General features: G+C 56.5%; 21 protein-coding genes and 1 riboswitch. Of the genes, 4 read left to right on the top strand and 17 right to left on the bottom strand.

The genetic code is table 11. The features are described from left to right. Positions 1-62 precede the first annotated feature (62 nt). Positions 63-188: riboswitch (FMN riboswitch) on the bottom strand. A 154-nt stretch (positions 189-342) separates the two neighbouring features. Continuing rightward, a complete protein-coding gene (locus ACLTXB_RS08675; RefSeq protein WP_428226674.1) occupies positions 343-855 on the top strand; it encodes an SLOG family protein in 513 nt (170 codons plus the stop codon). Beyond that, on the top strand, positions 852-1433 hold the full coding sequence (locus ACLTXB_RS08670; RefSeq protein WP_428226673.1) for an epoxyqueuosine reductase QueH: 582 nt from the start codon (positions 852-854) through the stop codon (positions 1431-1433). Before ACLTXB_RS08675 ends, ACLTXB_RS08670 begins: the two co-directional genes overlap by 4 nt. A gap of 80 nt (positions 1434-1513) precedes the next feature. On the opposite strand, the gene gltS is transcribed toward ACLTXB_RS08670, so the two are convergent. The 12 genes from gltS to rimI form a co-directional block, all read right to left on the bottom strand. Continuing rightward, positions 1514-2752 carry a sodium/glutamate symporter gene (gltS, locus tag ACLTXB_RS08665; protein WP_428226672.1) on the bottom strand — a complete coding sequence of 413 codons (1239 nt, stop codon included), beginning with the start codon at positions 2750-2752 and terminating at the stop codon, positions 1514-1516. Between the two features lie 277 nt (positions 2753-3029). Further along, entirely contained in the window at positions 3030-3866 is an 837-nt protein-coding gene (locus tag ACLTXB_RS08660) for a DNA-binding domain-containing protein (protein ID WP_008981483.1), read from the bottom strand. After that, positions 3863-5167, bottom strand: a complete 1305-nt coding sequence (locus ACLTXB_RS08655) for an ATP-binding protein (RefSeq protein ID WP_008981482.1) — start codon at positions 5165-5167, stop codon at positions 3863-3865. The genes ACLTXB_RS08660 and ACLTXB_RS08655 overlap by 4 nt, the downstream gene beginning before the upstream one ends. Positions 5168-5321: 154 nt before the next feature. Beyond that, positions 5322-5678: a 50S ribosomal protein L20 gene (gene rplT, locus ACLTXB_RS08650; RefSeq protein WP_008981481.1), complete on the bottom strand. Its 357-nt coding sequence runs from the start codon at positions 5676-5678 to the stop codon at positions 5322-5324. 20 nt (positions 5679-5698) lie between these two features. Next, complete coding sequence (gene rpmI, locus ACLTXB_RS08645; protein ID WP_008981480.1) at positions 5699-5908, bottom strand: 50S ribosomal protein L35; 210 nt, start codon at positions 5906-5908, stop codon at positions 5699-5701. Positions 5909-5929: 21 nt separating this feature from the next. Then, a complete protein-coding gene (gene infC / locus ACLTXB_RS08640; RefSeq protein WP_428226702.1) occupies positions 5930-6460 on the bottom strand; it encodes a translation initiation factor IF-3 in 531 nt (176 codons plus the stop codon). Between the two features lie 486 nt (positions 6461-6946). After that, complete coding sequence (gene tsaD / locus ACLTXB_RS08635; RefSeq protein ID WP_428226671.1) at positions 6947-7957, bottom strand: tRNA (adenosine(37)-N6)-threonylcarbamoyltransferase complex transferase subunit TsaD; 1011 nt, start codon at positions 7955-7957, stop codon at positions 6947-6949. A 33-nt stretch (positions 7958-7990) separates the two neighbouring features. Beyond that, the gene (locus ACLTXB_RS08630) at positions 7991-8848 is read right to left on the bottom strand and encodes a MurR/RpiR family transcriptional regulator (RefSeq protein ID WP_428226670.1); all 858 of its coding nucleotides are present in this window, start codon (positions 8846-8848) and stop codon (positions 7991-7993) included. Positions 8849-8987: 139 nt separating this feature from the next. Next, positions 8988-10184 carry a pyridoxal phosphate-dependent aminotransferase gene (locus tag ACLTXB_RS08625; RefSeq protein ID WP_428226669.1) on the bottom strand — a complete coding sequence of 399 codons (1197 nt, stop codon included), beginning with the start codon at positions 10182-10184 and terminating at the stop codon, positions 8988-8990. Between the two features lie 40 nt (positions 10185-10224). Then, positions 10225-11484, bottom strand: coding sequence for a dicarboxylate/amino acid:cation symporter (locus ACLTXB_RS08620; RefSeq protein ID WP_191905346.1), 1260 nt, complete (start codon positions 11482-11484; stop codon positions 10225-10227). Between the two features lie 75 nt (positions 11485-11559). Further along, the gene (locus ACLTXB_RS08615; protein ID WP_008981474.1) at positions 11560-12258 is read right to left on the bottom strand and encodes an RraA family protein; all 699 of its coding nucleotides are present in this window, start codon (positions 12256-12258) and stop codon (positions 11560-11562) included. A 185-nt stretch (positions 12259-12443) separates the two neighbouring features. Then, a complete protein-coding gene (gene rimI, locus ACLTXB_RS08610) occupies positions 12444-12893 on the bottom strand; it encodes a ribosomal protein S18-alanine N-acetyltransferase (protein WP_020989855.1) in 450 nt (149 codons plus the stop codon). Positions 12894-13189: 296 nt separating this feature from the next. On the opposite strand from rimI, the gene ACLTXB_RS08605 reads away from it, so the two are divergent. Next, on the top strand, positions 13190-14152 hold the full coding sequence (locus ACLTXB_RS08605; RefSeq protein ID WP_428226668.1) for an S-layer homology domain-containing protein: 963 nt from the start codon (positions 13190-13192) through the stop codon (positions 14150-14152). 55 nt (positions 14153-14207) lie between these two features. On the opposite strand, the gene ACLTXB_RS08600 is transcribed toward ACLTXB_RS08605, so the two are convergent. Next, positions 14208-15422 carry a peptidase U32 family protein gene (locus ACLTXB_RS08600; RefSeq protein WP_428226667.1) on the bottom strand — a complete coding sequence of 405 codons (1215 nt, stop codon included), beginning with the start codon at positions 15420-15422 and terminating at the stop codon, positions 14208-14210. Positions 15423-15476: 54 nt separating this feature from the next. After that, positions 15477-16604 (bottom strand): endolytic transglycosylase MltG, encoded by a 1128-nt coding sequence (gene mltG / locus ACLTXB_RS08595; RefSeq protein WP_008981470.1) that lies wholly within the window; start codon positions 16602-16604, stop codon positions 15477-15479. 212 nt (positions 16605-16816) lie between these two features. Between mltG and ACLTXB_RS08590 the strand changes: the two genes are divergently transcribed. Continuing rightward, the gene (locus tag ACLTXB_RS08590) at positions 16817-16960 is read left to right on the top strand and encodes a hypothetical protein (RefSeq protein WP_302667946.1); all 144 of its coding nucleotides are present in this window, start codon (positions 16817-16819) and stop codon (positions 16958-16960) included. 53 nt (positions 16961-17013) lie between these two features. Here the strand turns inward: ACLTXB_RS08590 and ACLTXB_RS08585 are convergent, their stop codons facing one another. Genes ACLTXB_RS08585 through ACLTXB_RS08575 form a run of 3 tightly spaced genes read right to left on the bottom strand, consistent with a single transcriptional unit; the run spans position 17014 to position 18825 of the window. Continuing rightward, positions 17014-17601, bottom strand: coding sequence for a 5-formyltetrahydrofolate cyclo-ligase (locus tag ACLTXB_RS08585; RefSeq protein ID WP_428226666.1), 588 nt, complete (start codon positions 17599-17601; stop codon positions 17014-17016). Then, the gene (locus ACLTXB_RS08580; protein ID WP_151076347.1) at positions 17576-18121 is read right to left on the bottom strand and encodes a DJ-1 family glyoxalase III; all 546 of its coding nucleotides are present in this window, start codon (positions 18119-18121) and stop codon (positions 17576-17578) included. Before ACLTXB_RS08580 ends, ACLTXB_RS08585 begins: the two co-directional genes overlap by 26 nt. A 35-nt stretch (positions 18122-18156) precedes the next feature. After that, the gene (locus tag ACLTXB_RS08575) at positions 18157-18825 is read right to left on the bottom strand and encodes a dTMP kinase (protein WP_428226665.1); all 669 of its coding nucleotides are present in this window, start codon (positions 18823-18825) and stop codon (positions 18157-18159) included. Between the last annotated feature and the right edge of the window lie 128 nt (positions 18826-18953).

The raw sequence follows: 18953 nt of genomic DNA, 5'->3' as shown, positions 1-18953 counted from the left end.
TGTAAAACAATCAGGGAGGTGCGCTTTATGCATGCCGGAACGGCATACACTATTGTTTTGACACACATCTTCTTCCATCCGGACTATACCGTTGGTCCCAGAGTTTCACCGGGTCAGCGGACCTGCTTGCAGGTCCGGTCGCGGACTATACCGCCAGTGGGGAATTTCACCCCGCCCTGAAGACATATCATTCAGTTGTCCATGTCTTATTATACACGGCGCAAAGAAAATTGCAACCCCCCGTTTTTTGGCAAATTAGAACAAATATTCGACTCTCCGTTGACTTTCCCTGTCCGCTATATTACAATGATTCCAAATCCCTGTCGGAGAGGAGGACCTGCCATGGACAAGAGCACCACCTGCTGCTTTACCGGCCACCGCCCGGACAAGCTGCCCTGGGGCACCCACGAGGATGATCCACGCTGCATGGCGCTGAAGCAGCGGCTGGACGCTGCCCTGATGCAGGTCTATGACGGAGGCGTCCGCCATTTTATCTGCGGCATGGCCTGGGGAGCTGATCTCTACTTTGCCGAGGCGGTACTCGCTCTGCGGGAGCGTCGGCCCGGAGTCACCCTGGAGTGTGCCCGCCCCTGCGAGAGTCAGGCCCACAGCTGGCCCAAGAAAGAGCAGGAGCGCTATCAGTCCATTCTGGACCAGTGCGACTATGAGACTCTGGTACAGCACCGCTACGACCGCTTCTGCATGATGCGCCGCAACCGCTACATGGTGGACCACGCCGCCCATATTCTCACCGTCTACAACGGCGTGCCCCAGGGGGGCACGGCCCAAACTTTGTTATATGCCATTCGGAAGGGCCTGCTGGTCCATCCGGTACCACTGGAGGAAGAAACATGAACACGCTCATGCACATCTGCTGCGCCCCCTGCGCCAACCGCCCCATCGCCCAGCTGCGGGAGGAGGGACACTCTGTCACCGGCTTCTGGTTTAACCCCAACATCCACCCCTATACCGAGTACCAGGCCCGGAAGGCCACCCTGGAGGGCTACGCCAAGGAGATCGGCATGAAGCTGATCATCGGCGGCCGGTATGACCCGCGCTCCTTTATTACCAACGTAGCCGACAACATCGACGGCCGCTGCGCCTACTGCTACCGGGTGCGCATGGAGGAGACCGCCAAATACGCCGCCGAGCACGGGTTTGACTCCTTCACCACTTCCCTGCTCATCTCCCCCTACCAAAAACACGATGCTATCGCTGCCATTGCCCGGGAGATGGGACAGCAATATGGAGTAGAATTCCTCTACCGGGACTTCCGCCCCCTGTTTCGTGAGGGACAGGACTTTGCCCGGGAGCACGGCTTTTACATGCAGAAGTACTGCGGCTGCATCTTCAGCGAGGAGGAGCGCTACATGGCCGCCAAGTGGAAGAAGGAGGCCAAGCGCCGGGAGCAGGAAAACGCCGGCCTGACTTGATGCTGCTTTTTCTTTTGAATATAAAAAAGCCAGTCCCGATTGGGACTGGCTTTTTCGTTTGGCTGGGAAACTTTCTGAACTTAGCCGAAGATGGGCAGGATGTTCAGGAAGCCGGTGATGATCAGGCCGTTGAAGAAGTCGATGAACAGGGAGCCGACCAGAGGCACTACGAAGTAGGCCTGAGGAGCGGGACCATAGCGCTTGGTAACAGCCTGCATGTTGGCCATGGCGTTGGGGGTAGCGCCCATGCCGAAGCCACAGAAGGCAGCGGTCATAACAGCGGCCTCGTAGTCGCGGCCCATGATGTTGTACACCACGAAGCGGGCGTAGAAGTACATCAGGATGGTCTGAGCAGCCAGCATGGCGATCATGGCAACGGCGACGCTGGCCAGCTGCCACAGAGCCACGGACATCAGAGCGATGGCCAGGAAGATGGACAGAGAAACATTGCCCCACAGGTCCAGAGCGCGGGAAGGCATCACGATGTGCTTGGCATCGCAGAAGTTACGGATAACAGCAGCGATGAGCATGGCGCCGATGTAAGTGGGGAAGGTGAAGCTGAAGTGGAAGTTGCCGATGTTGATCTGGATGCCGTTCAGAGCGGCGGTGAGCAGGGTGCCCAGGCCGGCGGCAACGATCAGCAGGATAGCGGCGTTGGTGAAGGAGTCCACGTCCACGCGCTCAGCCTTCTCACGGTCGGCCTCGCTCATGTCGTTCAACTCCACACCGGTCTCGCTCTCGGTGGACTTCAGGTTGTACTTGTTGATGATGCCGCGGGCAGTGGGGCCACCCATCAGGGAGCCGGCCACCAGACCATAGGTAGCGGCAGCAATGGCAATGACGTTGGCGCTCTCAATGCCCATGTCCTCCATCAGAGGACCATAGGAGCCAGCAGTGCCGTGGCCGCCAACCATGGGGATGGAGCCGGTGCACAGGCCCAGGCGCAGATCCCAACCGAAGACGCCGGCCAGGATGGAGCTGAGCACGTTCTGCAGGCACACCATCACGATGGCCACCAGCAGGAAGGTGATAACCTTCTTGCCGCCCTTCTTCAGCAGGCGGAAGCAAGCGGTGTAACCGACGCTGGTGAAGAACAGGGTCATGAAGAAGTCCTTGACGTTAGAGTCAAAGGTGAACTCCACGATACCGCCCATGTACAGGCACAGGTGGACGATAGCGAAGATCAGGCCGCCCACCACGGGGGCAGGGATACAACACTTTCTCAGGAATTCAACGCGGTTGGTCAGGAATCGTCCCAGGACAAACAGCATCATGGCGATGGCTGCAGTCTGGTACATATTCAGAGCAATCTGGGGCATGTTTTCCTCTCTCCTTTTCTATGTACTAATTGGTTTCCCAGTTCCTACATGAGGGGATTTTACACAGCTTCCTTCAAATTGCTTCAAAATCCTACGGCGTAAAAATTTTTTCCCCAAATTTCACAATTTTTCGTTTTTCATTTTGGGGCATCTGACCACTTATTTACGATATTTTCCTGTTTCTTCCTCCTGATTTGTATTATCCTACCCTTTGACTTCCAAGATGGAAGATTATCGCAGAAATAGGTCAAGATATGCAAACTTACAGGTCAATGGGTCAATCTTCCTCCGCCAGCACCAACATACCATCCAAAAAGCATTTCAGGTTAGCCTTGCCCTTACTGCCCTTGCCCTGGATAAAGGCCATCTCCGCGCGCACCTCCTGGAATGGGAACAGCCGGGAGGCATACTGAGTAAAGACCTCGTTTCCATAGTCGTCCAGTCCCAGGCTGGCCAGATGGTTGAGCCCACGCTCTACCGCCCGGCGTGCCCGCTGCTCCATAGACTTGGGACTGTCGCTGAGCTGGGCACACAGGGCGCCCACCCCCACCTGGCACACCTGCTGGTGCCGGTCCAGCAGGTACATGCACATATCCATAATATCCTTTGCCCCTTTCTCTCCAGCCATGCCCAGCTGGCTCAGGGCATATTGAATCCGCTTGCGCTGCACATCAGAGCGAGACTGCCGCTCCACCACGGGAGTCTGCTTGATGGTAAATACACTTTGAATGGTGTTCAGATCCCGCTCATTTTCCATCTGCTGACGGATATTACGAATCACCTGACGCACTTCAATGAGGTTGATAGGCTTGTTGATAAAGAAATCCACTCCGGCCAGGTAGGCCTTGGCTACCATCTCTTTGCTACTGACCTGGGAGATCATGATAAATTTTGCCAGACAGCCCCGCTCCTTCAGCTCCCGGACCACCTGTATCCCGTCCTTGCCGGGCATCAGCAGGTCCACCAACACCAGGTCCGGTGCCAGTGCCAGGATCTTATCCAGGTCCAGTCCGCTTCCGCTGTCTCCGCACACGGTCCCCAGGTCGTTGCTCTCTACAATATCCTCTAAAATGCTGATGACTGAGATATCGTCTTCTACAATATAGATTCTCATGCTTCTCCTCCCCTCAGTGCATCCATGGGAATGGTCACCTGAAAACAGGCTCCCTCCCCCTCACTGCTGGTCACCTCAATGGTTCCATCCAGCTCCTCTACCAAAAACCGTACCGCCGGCAGGCCTACGCCCCGGTTGATGTTTCCGGTCTGGGGATCAAATTTGGTGGAATAGCCCACCTGGAACAGGTTCTGCATGGCCCGCTTGGAAATGCCAGGCCCGGTATCCCGCACGGTCAGCACCATCTGCTCCCGGACCACCCGTTCCTCCACCAGGATCATCCCTGAACCCCGTCCGCTTTGAATGGCTTCCGCGGCGTTCATCACCAGATTTTTCAGTACCGACATAAGCCGGTAGTGCTCCGCAGTGGCAAAATCCGTCTCACACCGACATTCCAGCAGCACATCATTCTGACGTTCTCCCAAGATATGCCGCATGGTATCCCGCAAAATATGCAGCAGATCGGACATGCGCATAGTCTCATCGTTGTAGGCGTCGGCTACCTCACCCTCAATGCCCCGGATAATACTGAGATTGTCCTTTTTTACCTCGTGCACGTCCCGGGCGATGGACAGGGCAAGCTGACGCAGAGGCTCAGGATAGTCCTCCGCTCCCAGCTGCTCGTAGAGCTGATAGGCCCGGGTCATGATCCCTTCAATGTTTTCTGCGTCTTTTTTTAAAAAATACAGTTCATTTTTCAAATTGGCGGTAAGCAGGAACAAACGCTGATAGCGCCGCTCGTGTTCCTCCTCCATCAGCAGGCGCTGATAGCGCCGCATCCCCCACAGAATACCCGCAGCCAGCAGAGAGCGTGCCAGTCCCAGCAGCACCAGGGTCACAATGGCCGGCGCATCCGGCAACGCCATCCGGGACAAGGTCAGGTCCTCCATATTGGAGAGCATATCGCAGATCCAGAAGCTGCGCCACAGCGTGGTAAGGGATGCCTCATACCGGTTTGGCACCTGGAGACACAGCAGGCAGTCGTAGCAGAGATAGAACAAGGCTCCCGGGTACTCCTGGCAGGCCACGAACATCAAATCTTCGCCCCCGGCCACTCCAATGATACACCGCACCACCAGAACCGTCAGCGCAGTCAGCACTCCGGTATCGGGCTTGCGGCTATCCTGCATCAGGGTAAGCAGAAGCACAGGGTAGAGTACCACAGCCGCTGAGATACGGAAATTTTCCGCCCAGATGTTGAAGAACAGCTCCGCGCTTAAAGCCGTGCCCAGAGCCGCCAGCATCTTGCGTTCCCATCGGCTGGCCCGCCATCGAATGAGTTGTCTCTTTTTTCCCTCCAAACCTATGTCCTCCTTCGTATACCGCCCAGGGGGGCAACCGGTCTTATTATACCACGTCTTTGTTCTTTTGCCTAGAAACACACTGCTCCACCAGCTTGTTTATGGTATAAAAAAACGTCTGCGCGGAACGCGCAGACGTTTGAAAGGATAAAACTTAGGCCAGGGCCTTCTTGGCAGTCTCAGTGAGCTGAGCGAAAGCGGCCTTATCGTTCACAGCCAGCTCGGAGAGCATCTTGCGGTTGATCACGATGCCAGCCTTCTTCAGGCCGTTCATGAAGGTGGAATAGTTCATGCCGTTCATCTTGCAGGCGGCATTGATGCGGGTGATCCACAGCTGACGGAAGTCACGCTTCTTCAGCTTACGGCCGGTGTAGGCGTAAGAGCCGGACTTCATCACGGCCTGGTTGGCCATCTTGAAGTGCTTGGACTTAGCACCCCAGTAGCCCTTGGCCATCTTCAGGATCTTATTTCTTCTCTTGCGCGTCATCATCGCGCCCTTAACTCTTGCCATTGTTCGTTCCCTCCCTCTTCTTACTTGTACAGGATCATGCGCTTGATGGCGGCCTCATTGGTCTTGTCGGCATAAGTGGTGCCGCGCAGAGCCCGCTTGAGCTTGGTGGTCTTGCCGTGACCGTTGAGCAGGTGACGCTTCTTGGTCATGGCGCGCTTGACCTTGCCGGACTTCGTGAGGGAAAAGCGCTTCTTAGCGCCGCTATGAGTCTTGATCTTGATCTTCGGCATAACAGAAAACTCCTTTGCTTCTTACTTTTTGGCGTCCTTGGCAGACTTGGGGGACAGGAAGATGGACATGTGGCGTCCCTCCAACTTCGGACTTTTATCCATCACGGCGGTCTCGCCGCAGGACTCGGCAAACTTCAGCAGCAGATCCTGACCGATGTTGGTGTGGGCCATCTCACGGCCGCGGAACCGCACGGTCACCTTGCAGCGGTTGCCCTCAGACAGGAACTTCTGGGCGTTGCGCAGCTTAACATTGAAGTCGTTGACGTCAATGCTGGGGGACATGCGAATCTCTTTGATCTCCACTACCCGCTGGTTTTTACGGGCTTCCTTTTCGCGCTTGGTCTGCTCGAACCGGTACTTGCCGTAGTCCATCAGCTTGCATACCGGGGGCACAGCGTTGGGAGAGATCTTGACCAGGTCCAGGTTCTGCTCCTCAGCCATGCGCAGCGCCTCCTGAGAGGACATGATGCCAAGCTGCTCACCGGTCTCAGAGATCAGGCGGACCTCCTTGTCCCGGATTTCTTCGTTGGTTTGATGACCTGTGTTAGCGATGGGAAAGCACCTCCAAACAAAAAAATAAACGCGGCTGCCGGAATGGCGCCCACGTCACAAAAATCCCCGCCAAGTCTCCCTGGCGAAGAAGTGAAACCTTGTTAACCCTTTGGCTCTGACCTGGGGTGAGGTACGGGGCACCGTTCCTGCTTTCTTTTGCTCATACATTTTATCAGTGTGTCTCGCCCTTGTCAAGTATTATTTTATCTTTTTCCGTCTTTCCTTCCATCCCCGCAAATATTTACATAACCTTCTTTTTTTGCCCTGCTTCTACAAAAAGTTTTACACACTTTCCACACTACTTTCCACATTTTATTGTTATTTCCTGCACATTGTTCTAAATCTTCTTGTTTTCTCCCTTCCATTTTCTTCTTGATTCCATCTTGTAAGGTTACATAATGCGTAAAATTGCTTTTTTATTTGAAAAGAATAAGCCCTCCCCCGACGGTATTGTTCCCGCAGAGGAGGGCTTGAAAATTTCGATGTTTAACCCAGGGAAATATCCCGGGTCGCGTAGGCGTTCAGATCTAGGCCGGCCACATGCCCGGCCTGGTACTCATAAAATCCCTGGCAGCCGATCATGGCGGCGTTGTCGCCGCAGTACTTCAGCTCCGGCAGGTAAAGCTTGTCCCCGCTCTTGGCGCAGGCGGCTTGCAGGTCGGCGCGGATGCGGCTGTTGGCCGCCACGCCTCCGGCCACCGCCAGTCGGCCGTAGCCCTTCATTCGGGCGGCCGCCATGGCCCGGGGCACCAGCGAGTCGCTCACCGCCCGGCCAAAGCTGGCGGCAAAGTCGGGCAGGGATAACTCCTCCCCCTTCTGCTGGGTGTTGTGGATAAGGTTGAGACTGGCCGTCTTCAAGCCGGAGAAGGACATATCCAGCTCATGGCCAGCCACATGGGCGCGGGGCAGCTCGTACCGGCTGTCATCTCCACCCTGAGCCAAGCGGTCCATGGGGCCGCCGCCAGGGTAACCGATATCCAGCACCCGGGCCACCTTGTCAAAGCACTCCCCTGCTGCATCGTCACGGGTGCCGCCCAGCACCTCCATCTCGGTATAGGACTTCACATCCACAATGGCAGTTGTGCCGCCGGAGACGCATAGGCAGACAAAAGGGGGCTCCAGATCAGGGTGGGTGAGGTAATTTGCCGCAATATGGCCCCGCACATGGTGGACTGGGATCAGGGGCAGATCCAGGGCCATGGACGCGCCCTTGGCAAAGTTCACTCCCACCAGCACCGCGCCGATGAGACCAGGCGCATAGGTCACAGCGATGGCATCCAGGTCGCCCCGGGTCATCCCCGCCTGCTCCAAAGCCTGGTCGGCCAGACCGGTCACCGCCTCCACATGCTTGCGGGAGGCGATCTCGGGTACTACGCCGCCGTAAATGGTGTGCATCTCGATCTGAGAGGCCACACAGTTTGACAGTACCGTCCGCCCGTCTTTGACAACTGCGGCGGCGGTCTCGTCGCAGGAGGATTCAATGGCTAAAATATTCATACTGCTCCTTCTTCCAGTTTGCAGGAAACAAAGTTAATATAGTTTTTCTTTCTCCATAACCGCATCGATTCGGCTAAAGCGTTCGGTGCTGGTCACATCCCGCTGTCCACTGATGGCCAGCAGGAACACCTCCGACAGACTGAGCGGAGCCACATAGGAGTTGGTAAATCCCAGTCCTTCCACCTGTGCCACCACCACCACATCCGCCTTACTGGCCAGAGGGCAGGTACGCCGGTCTGTCATCAAAATAATTTTTGCCCCGTTCTCCCGGGCAATGTCCATCAGCACACCACAGATCTCAGAATAGCGCGGGAAGCTGTACAGAAACAGACAGTCCTTATCGGTAATATCCAATACATTTTCCACTGCCGTGGCATCTGCATGGGTTACCGGAACCACGTGCGGGGTCAAAAACAGCAGCTTGCTGGCCATATATTGGGCGCAGCAGGCCGTTCCGCGAAATCCCACAATATACTTGCGGTCACTGCTGAGCAGGATGTCCACCACTTGGTCCACCGTTCCCTGATCCAGCTGGGCAAAGCTCTTTTGCAGATTCTCTAAGGTATAGCCCCCCACATCACTGATCAGGCTGTCCTGCTTGAGCTGCGCTCTGCTGCGGGCATACTTCTCTCCGGGAGACAAGTCCTGCTGAACCTGATTGATCTGTCTGGCCGCCCTCGCGTTCATCTCTCCCCGGAAGTCTGCATAACCTTTGAACCCGAGTTTGCGGATAAAGCGGATCACCGACGTGTCGCTGACTCCGATGGCTTCTGCAAGGGAGGTGGAGGTCTGAAACCCAATGGTATTCAGATTGGCTAAAATATACTCCGCAATCTCCGCGTCGGTGCGTGTCAGGGACATTCCCTGTATCTTTTTCACCAAATCATCCATGTTACCCTCTCCTCACTGATACAGGGAAAGGATACCACAGTTTGCCATTGTGGTCAATCTCCAGCCAATTGCAGCGGGCGGCATGGACACGCCATACCGCCCGCTGCAAGAAGGGAAAACATCATTGATTTATCTTTGTTTACTTCAACTGGGCCAATGCATGCTCCAGTCGATCCAGCGCCTTTTCCAGATTCTCCATGGAATTGGAATAGGAGATTCGGATCTTCCCGGGGACATTGTACGCCTCACCGGGCACTGTGGAGATCAGCGCCTCATCCAGAAGATACTGGCACAGGTCTACAGCGTTCTCGATCATCTTATCTCCAAACCGCTTACCGAGATAGGGCTGCACATCCGGATATACATAGAACGCGCCCTTTACATCCGGACATGTAATCCCTTCTATGGCATTGAGCCGCTGCACCACATAGTCTTTTCTCCGCTTGAACTCTTCCACCATAACCTGCATGTCATGCTGAGAGCCCTGCAGAGCCGCTAGAGCCGCCTTCTGGGAAATCGCGCTGGTGGCAGAGGTAGTCTGGCTCTGCACCGCCATGATTCCCTTGATCACATCCGCCCGGGCCGCAGCATAACCGATACGCCAGCCCGTCATGGCGTAAGCCTTGGAAAAACCATTGACCGTAATGGTCCGCTCCCACACCTCCCGAGAGATGGAGGCCACACTGAAGTGCTTTGCGCCGTCATAGACCATTTTTTCATAGATCTCATCAGCCACGATAAAGAAATCGTGCTTGACCGCCAGATCGGCCAGCTCCCGCAGGCTCTTCTCGCTGTACACCGCACCGGTGGGATTGTTGGGGGTGCAGATGACGATAGCCTTGGTGCGCGGGGTGATAGCTGCCCGGATGGCATCCAGGTCCAGCTCATAATTGTCCTGCCGCACCGGCACAAACACCGGAGTAGCACCCGCCAGACGAATCATCTCCGTGTAGCTGACCCAACAAGGAATGGGGAGCAGTACCTCATCGCCAGGCCCTGCAATCACCATCATGGCACTGGCAATGGCCTGCTTGGCTCCCACCGCGGTGGTCACCTCATTGACTGTATAGTCCAAACCATTGTCCTCTTTCAGCTTCTTTATAATGGCCTGGCGAAGCTCCAGAATACCGTTGCCGGGGGTATATTTGGTGAAATTATCCGCGATGGCCTTCATGCCAGCCACCTTGATGTAATCGGGAGTTCCAAAATCCGGTTCCCCTACGTTAAGGGAAATAATATCTTTCCCCTGCCGCTTCAGCTCTGCCACCTTGGCGATCAGAGCCGAGGTGGGGGAACCGCTAAACTTACTCATTCGTTCCGCAAGTGTGGTTGCCATACTCATTCTCCTCTAAAAATCATATTCTTCGTCGTCATACTCACTTGCTTACCATTGTCTTATTGTAATCTTCACCTGTCCACAGATGTTCGTTTTTAGCCACCAACATAGTACCCAGTACATCACCGGAAACATTGACCGTAGTGTGAGACATATCGATCAAACGATACATACCGGAAATGGGCCCCATAAGATCCATGGGCAGGCCCAGCAATTCCAGGAAGATGGCGCCAGTCACGATTCCTCCGCCAGGAATACCAGGCGCTGCAATAGACATCAGTGTAGAAATGGTAATAACCATGATAATCTGAGACATGGTCAACTGCAGACCGTAAATCTGAGCTACAAAGAAAGCCAAAACCGTCTTGTACAAAGCTGCACCTGTCAGGTTGATGGTAGCGCCCAATGGAATGGAGAAGGAAGCAATGCTGTTCGGAATCTGAAGCCGCCGAGTAGCCTCCATGGTGATGGGAATAGTACCGGAGCTGGAGTTTGTCGCCACGGTATTGACCCAAATGGGAATCATCTCTTTACACATTCCGCGGTAATTAATCTTCGTATAGGCCTTGGTGATCAAACTATAAATCAGCCAGATCAGCAAGCATCCAGTCCAGTCGGTAGCCACAAACTTTGCCAAGTTGCCAAACAGCTGCGGTCCATACACTGCAGTAACATTAGCCATCAATGCAAAGATACCAATAGGAGAATAGATCATTACAATATCCAGCATTTTGTAGGTAAGTGTTGCGCCCGCATTCATAAAATCAGTAAATGGCTTTACTTTATCGCCCAAGAGCACTAATGCAACACCCAAAATTACGGTAAAGAACACCAGCTTCATAATGTCCTGGTCGGCCATAGCTGCAACAATATTGGTAGGAATCATATCCATCAGGAAGGCCGAGAAGGAAGGCGTCGTCACTTCCGAGGCATCAAAGGCTGTAAGACCAGTCGTATCGAAACCTACACCCGGATTAAAAACATGTACTACGGCAATACCGATCAAGCAGGCCCCGACGGTCATGACTACATAAACCAGCAGCACCTTTAATCCAACGCGCTTCAGCTTATTTACGTCACCAATGGCTGCAATGCCACTGGCAATACTGAAAAGAACTACCGGTACGATCAACATTTTGATCAAATTCATAAAAGCGGTTCCAAATGGTTCCACCCAAACAGCAAAATCATAAAACAGAAGGCCAGCAACAATACCAAGAACCAGTGCAATCATTGAGCGGTGGGGTAGATACTTTTTACCAAACAAGTATTCTTTCATTTCCTTCACCTCAAAATCCATTTCTCCCAAAGGCTCTGCCTTTGTTTACTCAATACTTTTCCTGCTTCTCCTCATTTAAATGCCATTTGATAATTTTTATTCTCCATACGCTCCATCAATAAACTCAGTATTCTTTGCCTGCAGGGTCTTCATCACCCAGGCACGGTTGGAGGTTCCATTTTTGGCCGCCTCCACCTTGGCCTCATCCTGCTGATGGAACTTCTTCGCCGCCTCCAGCACAGCCGGGGCGTCTTTCAGCGGAATCACAATAATGCCGTCGGCGTCAGCCACAATGATGTCGCCCGGATTCACACTCACTCCGCCGCAGGCAATGGGCACATTGATCTCCCCGGGTCCCTCTTTATGGGGGCCGCCAGGGGTAGAACCGTTGGCATAGACCGGCAGATCCATCTGCCGCACCGCGTCCACATCCCGAATGGGGCCATCCAGCACCAGCCCGCCCAGCTTACGCTGGTACTTGGCATAGGTAAACATGATCTCACCCATCAAAGACCGGGTCTGATCCTCATCGTTGGACACCACAATGATGTCACCCGGCTGAGCCATGTCCAGCGCCTGATGGAGAAACAGGTTGTCGCCCGCTCTGGCTTTTACCGTCAGCGCCGGACCCACCATGATCCCCTGAAAGCCGCTCATAAGCTTGATTCTGGGATTCATGGCGCAGGAGCGCCCCATGGTATCGGCAATGTTTGCCGCGGGCAGCCCTGCAAAGCCATCCAACAGTTCCTGGCTTGGCATGGGCCGCTTTAAAAACACACGATTTCCAACTGCCATTTCTGCCTTCCTTTCTGTATGTACCGGTTGGGTGTTGTTCTGCATTCATTTTAGCTTTCTGTTGTTTATTTGTCAACATTTTATCTTGCAAGTGAATATTTTTCTGCATAATAAACAACACAAAAATTCCCGCCTGTGGTTTTTCAACCATTTTCAGGCGGGAATCCATCCAATATTTTTATTTTTTACTGTTTTTCAAAATATCTGGTCATAAGAACCGCATCTTCCCTGGGCTTGTCATAGTAGTTTTTCCGCAGTCCTGCCTGAGTAAATCCGTGCTTCTCATACAGAGCGATAGCCGCCTGGTTGGAAGCACGCACCTCCAGGGTGAGGAAAGCCAGGTTTACCTCGCCAAAGCGGCAGAACACGTCCAGAAGGGCGCTGGCTACCCCGTGGCGGCGAGCGTCGGGTTCCACCGCCACGTTGTCAATGTACCCCTCATCTACAATGACGTGCAGGCCCGCGTAGCCCAGCACGTTGCCCTCCTCATCCTCGGCCACGATAAAGCTGGCCTGAGTATCAAACAGGGCGTCGGCCAGCATGTTCTCCGTCCAGGGACTGGAGAAGCAGGCCTGCTCCAGCCGGGCGATCTGCTCAATGTGACTGCGGTCCATGGGAACGATCTGATAATACATATAAAACAATCTCCTAAACCCTTTTTTCAGGCTCCTGCCGGAATTATTGTTTTAATCATACACCATCCGCTTTCCTGTGTAAAGCGGCACAACTGCACCGGCAGATTTCACAATTTCATTGCCTGATTTTCGTGAAAGCTACGATTTTTCTTTTCCTGTCAAAATGTTGAAACCTTTTCCTGTGTATCCCCGTCTATATAAATAAGGTTATTATTTTGTCTCTATTTCCAGCCGACCACGCAAGCCCTTCCACCCCGGGGCGCTCTGCGCGCTCCCCCATCAGAAAGGAAATGACCATGCTTCGACGTGCCCTCTCCCTCCTGCTTACCGCCTGCGCTCTGTGCGCTCTGCTGGTTCCAAGCAGTCTGGCCGCCACCATCCAGAGCAATCAGGCCGTTTACCATCTCTCCCAGGACCCGGACGGGACAGAGAGCTTTCTCTACTCCCCCACCCTGTCCCACACCTTGACGCTGCTGCCTCCCGGCACTGTCGTGCGCAGTGACCTTGGCAATCAGATCATCGTGGAGCGCTTTACCTACCGCTCCTCCTCCGGCTACTGGGAGCTGGAAAATACCCTCACCTCCCAGGAGCACCTGACTGTGCGGGACCACAACTATATCTACCATGTCATCACTCAGGATCCCCACTCCAATCAGGCCATGGACGCCGGGGTTTGGGTGCGCGCATCGGGAAGCGGCGGGCTCAACACCACCACCATTACCGGGGAGCCGGTGGATGAGTGGGCAGTGGATCTGGTCAACGAGGCCATTGCCATGAATCTGATGCCGGCGCGCCTTAAGGGCCAGGACCTGTGCGGCTCCATCAGCCGGCTGCAGTTTGCCTCCCTGGCAGTGCGGCTGTATGAGGCCATGGGCGGAGAGGCCATCTCTGCCCCCAGCCACACTCCCTTCACCGACACCTCCGACCCGGAGGCAGGCAAGGCCTGGGCACTGGGGCTGACTGCCGGCACCTCTGCCACCACCTTCTCTCCCTCCCAGTCCATCTCCCGGGAGCAGGCAGCCACCATGCTCGCCGCCGTCTACCGCAAGCTGGGCGGCAGCGTGGAGGGACAGTCCGGCTCCTTTGCCGATGACAGTTCCATTGCCTCCTGGGCCAAGAGCAGCGTGTACTTTATGGCTCGCCACAACATTATCGTGGGTACCGGAAACAACCGCTTTTCTCCTCAGCGCAGCGCCCAGCGTCAGTCCTGCCTTATCATGGCCCTGCGCATGTTCCAAACTCTGAACCCTGCCGATTGACACGGACAAAACTGCCCCCGCCGGCTGAATGAACTGCCGGCGGGGGCTTTCTTGTTTAAGGGGTCAGCTCTGCCTGACGGCGCAAGAGGGACAGAGGAGGCACCGGCTGAGGCAGCTTCATGCGGAAGACCATCTGGGGCTTGCACACCTGCTCCAAAGCTTCTCCCGCCTCGTCCCACAGTCCCTCCACGGTGAGGGTCTGGGGCCGTACGTCGGGACCTACCAGCTCCAGAGTATCCCCCACAGAGAACTTATTGTTCAGCGTGAGGGTGGCGTTGCCCTGTTCGTCACAGGACTGCACCTTGGCCACGATCTTCCAGTCCCGGACATAGCGGGAGTTTTCGGTATACTGGCCCGGCTGGCCAAAATAGAAGCCGGTGGAGTAATGCCGGTGGCTGATGTGCTCCACCTCATCCCGCCATACCGGGTCCAGAGGCTGTCCCGCCGCCGCCGCGTCGATGGCATGGCGGTAAGCGCCGGTGACAATGGCGGCATAGTAGGCGCTCTTGGCCCGGCCCTCCAGCTTCAGAGAGTCCAGACCCGCCTCCATCAGCTCGGCCACGTGGTCGATCATGCACATATCCTTGGAGTTCATAATGTAGGTCTCCCCATTCTCCTCAAAGACGGGGAAATACTCGCCGGGCCGCTTCTCCTCCATCAGGGCGTACTGGTAGCGGCAGGGCTGGGCGCAGGCTCCCCGGTTGGAGTCCCGGCCCGTCATGTAGTTGGACAGCAGGCACCGTCCAGAATAGCTTACGCACATAGCCCCGTGAGCGAAGGCCTCGATCTCCAGTTCTTTGGGGGTCTTGAGGCGGATCTCCCGGATCTCATCAAGGCTCAGCTCCCGGGCCAGGATCACCCGGCTGGCTCCCAGGTCGTGCCAAGCGGTGGCAGACTGGTAGTTGACGATGCTGGCCTGGGTAGAAATGTGGCACTGGACGTGGGGGGCGTGGCGCTTGGCCAGAGCCAGGGTACCCACATCGGCCAGGATGATGGCATCCACTCCCACGCTGTCCAGATACTCCAGCCACTCCGGGAGCCGGGCCACCTCCTCATTGCGGGGCATGGTGTTGCAGGTCACATGGACCCGCACTCCCTTGCTGTGGCACAGTTCCACGGCGGTTTTCAGCTCTTCGGGGGTAAAATTGCCCGCAAAGGAGCGCATACCAAACATGGTACCCGCCAGATAGACCGCGTCCGCTCCGTAGGCCAGTGCCATCTGAAGCCGCTCCATATCTCCTGCCGGAGCCAGCAGTTCCGGTTTTTTCATATCGGTTCTCCCTCCAGAGTACAGGCCCCGGAGTAGCTCCGGGGCCTGCTTTTGTTATTTGTTGTAAAGTTCCTGAGTAGCAATAAAGTTCTGCTGCTCCCGCAAGGTCTTGAAAAAGTGGTGTACTCCGTCGTCGCCCAGGGCGTAGTAGTAGTACGAAGTGCTGTTGGGATTCATAGCTGCCTTGATGGACTCCAGACCGGGGTTGGAGATGGGTCCGGCGGGCAGTCCCTTGTAGAGGTAGGTGTTGTAGGGGGAATCAATGGACTTGTCCGCCTCCGTGGGCACCTTGCCGCCGTTAATATAGGCCAGGGTGGCGTCGATCTGCAGATATCCCTGGGTTCCGCCGCTGGGGTTATTCAGGCGGTTGTAGATGACCGAGGCGATATCGGCCCGGTCATTGCCGTCTGTCTCCTTCTCGATCATGGATGCAATAGTGATGATCTCATGGATGGTACGGCCGCTGTCTGCCACCTCCTGGCGCATTGCGTCGGTAAACTGCTCGTCAAAGCGCACCAGCATCTTGTTGATGACATACAGGGGGTTCTGGGGGGTGGTAAATTCGTAGGTGTCCGGGTAGAGATAGCCCTCCAGGCGGTGATAGTCCCCCAGCTCCAAATCCTGAAGGAAGGAGAAGGCGTAGTCGTGGTTGGCCGCCATATCCTGCAGGTCCTCCACGCTGGCCACACCCTTCTCCTCCAACAGCGTGAAGATCTGATCCACGGTGTAGCCCTCGGGAATGGTCACGGTGACGGTGGCCCGGGTGGCCGAGTTGGCACTCATGCCGGACAGCAGGGCCCGGTAGTCCATATCGGTGTTCAGGGTAAAGGTGCCTGCCACCACGTCATCCTTGCTGCGGGTGAAGGTGGCAAAGAGATTGAAGAGGAACTTATATTCGATGAGTCCCTCGTCCTTGAGCTTTTCAGCCACATCACCAAAGCTGTCGTCATTGGTAATGGTAATGGTAGCGGTCTTCTCTGGTTTGTTCAGAGCCAGCACGTCGTTGGCAGCCACCCAGCCGATGCAGGCCAGCAGCGCGGACACGCCGATGACAAAAATCGCATAGATGGCCGCTCCGCTCAGGCCAGAGCGCTTTTTCCGGCGCCGTGTGTTGGATGAGCGCTGCGTCTCCTCCCGCCGCCGCGGCTGTCTGGAGGAGGAAGATTGATAATCCTGTGCCATAGAGTCAGCTCCTAAATCAAATCTGCCGGATGGACCGGGCCTTGGCTCCGGCTCCGTCGGCTCCGGTCCTTGGGCCGGTCCAATGGTTGGGTTGGGAACGGCGCCCGCCCGCAAGAAAATTTTCTTTGCCAGGGAACCTGGGACAGGGGGCTGCCATAGACTATACCAGAACGCCGGGAAAACCCCGGCGGGGTAAGTGAGGTGAAACAACAATGTGCTTTGGCAATAACGGCTTTGGCGGCAACGGCTGCCTGTGGATCATCCTGCTGATCATCGTCCTGTGCTGCTGCTGCGGCAACAACGGTGCCAGCGAGAACAGCAACGGCTGCGGCTGCAACAACGGCTGCGGCTGCTGACCCTACACTAGGCCCCGGCGCGGGGCAAAGCGGGACTTCAAGTCCCGCTTTTTTTATGTCTGTATCCAGATGGCCTCCTGCTCGGTGAGTACCACCTCCACCCGGGCGTCGTGACCCTCGATGGGAACCTGCTCCTGAAGAAGGACACCCCGGCACAGACCTGCCGTCCGGCCGGAAAAATCCTCCAGCCACCGGTCGTAGTAGCCGCCCCCAAAGCCCAGCCGGTACCCCCGGCGGTCATAGCTTACGGCGGGAACAAGGGCCAGCGCAATGTCTTTTTTCTCCAGCAGCGGAGCTTCTTCCGATGGCTCCCAGATGCCGAAGGCGGCCTGCTTCATTGGGATGCGGGGATCAAACTGCCGCACCTCCATCTGGTGTCCGGGCAGCATCCGGGGAAGGCCTACCCGCTTGCCCTGCCGGGTCAGCTCCCGCACCAGCCGCTCCGTCTCCGGCTCCCGTCCCGGGATACCCCAGAACAAAAACAGCGTGTCCGCCGCCTGTACCTGAGGCAGGGACAAAAAGCGGTCAAACAGGGCCCGGTCGCTCTCCAGACACTCCTGCGGCGTCAGGGCAGCGATCGCCTGCCGCACCCGGGCGCGTAACGCCTTTTTGGCCTCAGCGATAGTAGAAGATACGTCCATTGATCTCGTCAGCAACCTCTTTGCCACGCAGTACCTCCACCAGCTTCAGACCGAAGTCGAAGGAGGAGCCGCAGGCGTGGCCGGTAACAAACTTGCCGTCTGCCACGGCCCGCTCCTGGGGCAGCACCTCTGCCTTGCCCAGCTGGTCGTGGCGGGTGGGATAGGAGGTGGCCTTTCGGCCGTCCAGCAGACCCCAGCGGGCCAGCAGCACGGGGCCGGCGCACAGGGCGGCCAGCCAGATATTCCGCTTGGCGGCCTCCTGGATGAGCTGGGAAACCGCTTCACTGTTCCACAGGTTCTCCACGCCCACGCCGCCGCCGGGCAGCACGATCATCTCCGCCTGGTCCAGATCCACCTGGGACAGCTCCAGGTCGGCCTGGACGGTAATGTTGTGTCCCCCGGTGACGGTGGGGCCGGACAGAGAGACCAGCGCGGTCTCCAGCCCGCCCTGCCGCAGCAGATCGGTGGGGACAATGGCCTCGGACTCCTCAAAGCCGGGGGCCAGCAGTACATATACCATGGATAACCCTCCTTGTTGTCCTGTTGTCCGGTCTCTTACAGCACAGGGGCTGCCAGGGACCAGATCTCCTCATGAATCTCCTCCACGCTGCGCACCTCGCCCTGGGCGTTAACGCAGGGAATCACCTTCCAGCCCAGCAGCTGGGCGGCCTGCAGGGCACTGTCCCGGCAGGCAGCAAGGTATCCGGTGTCCAGCTCGTGGATGTCGGCCTTGGTGTGGGTGGCGGCCTCCCGATGGCGCAGCAGTTCTACGGCCCGCTCGGTGGGCATATCCAGATAGAGCACCAGGTCGGGCTGGGGCAGGCCCAGCTTGTCGTGCTCAAAGTCGTCCAGCCAGCGCAGGAAGGCCTCCCGCTCCTGGGGGGCACACTTCACCGCCTGGTGTACCGCGTTGGAGGTGGTGTACCGGTCGGTGAGCACCAGTCCACCCTGCTCATAGTACTCCCCCCACACCTTTTTCAGGGAGGCGTACCGGTCCACCGCATAGAAGGCGGAGGCGGCGTAGGGGTTTACATCCTGGGGATGGGTGCCGAATTCCCCCGCCAGATACATGCGGATGAGGGCGGAGGAGGGCTCTTTATACTGGGGAAAAACCAGCTTCTGGTAGTCCCGGCCGCTCTGGGTCACCCGGCGGCACAGGGCCTGAAACTGGGTGGACTTGCCGGAGCCGTCGGTACCCTCGAATACAATCAGCCGTCCCGCCATCACAGAACCCCCGGACGGCGGTGGCCGGTGACGCGCTGCCCGGCGGCCTTCACCAGCACCAGGGGCAGCTTGGCCATGCGGCCAAAGCGCTTGGGCTCACGGCTGAGGCGGTACGCCCACTCCATGCC

Source organism: Flintibacter sp. (assembly GCF_046973065.1).
This window is presented reverse-complemented; position numbering and strand designations above follow the sequence as displayed.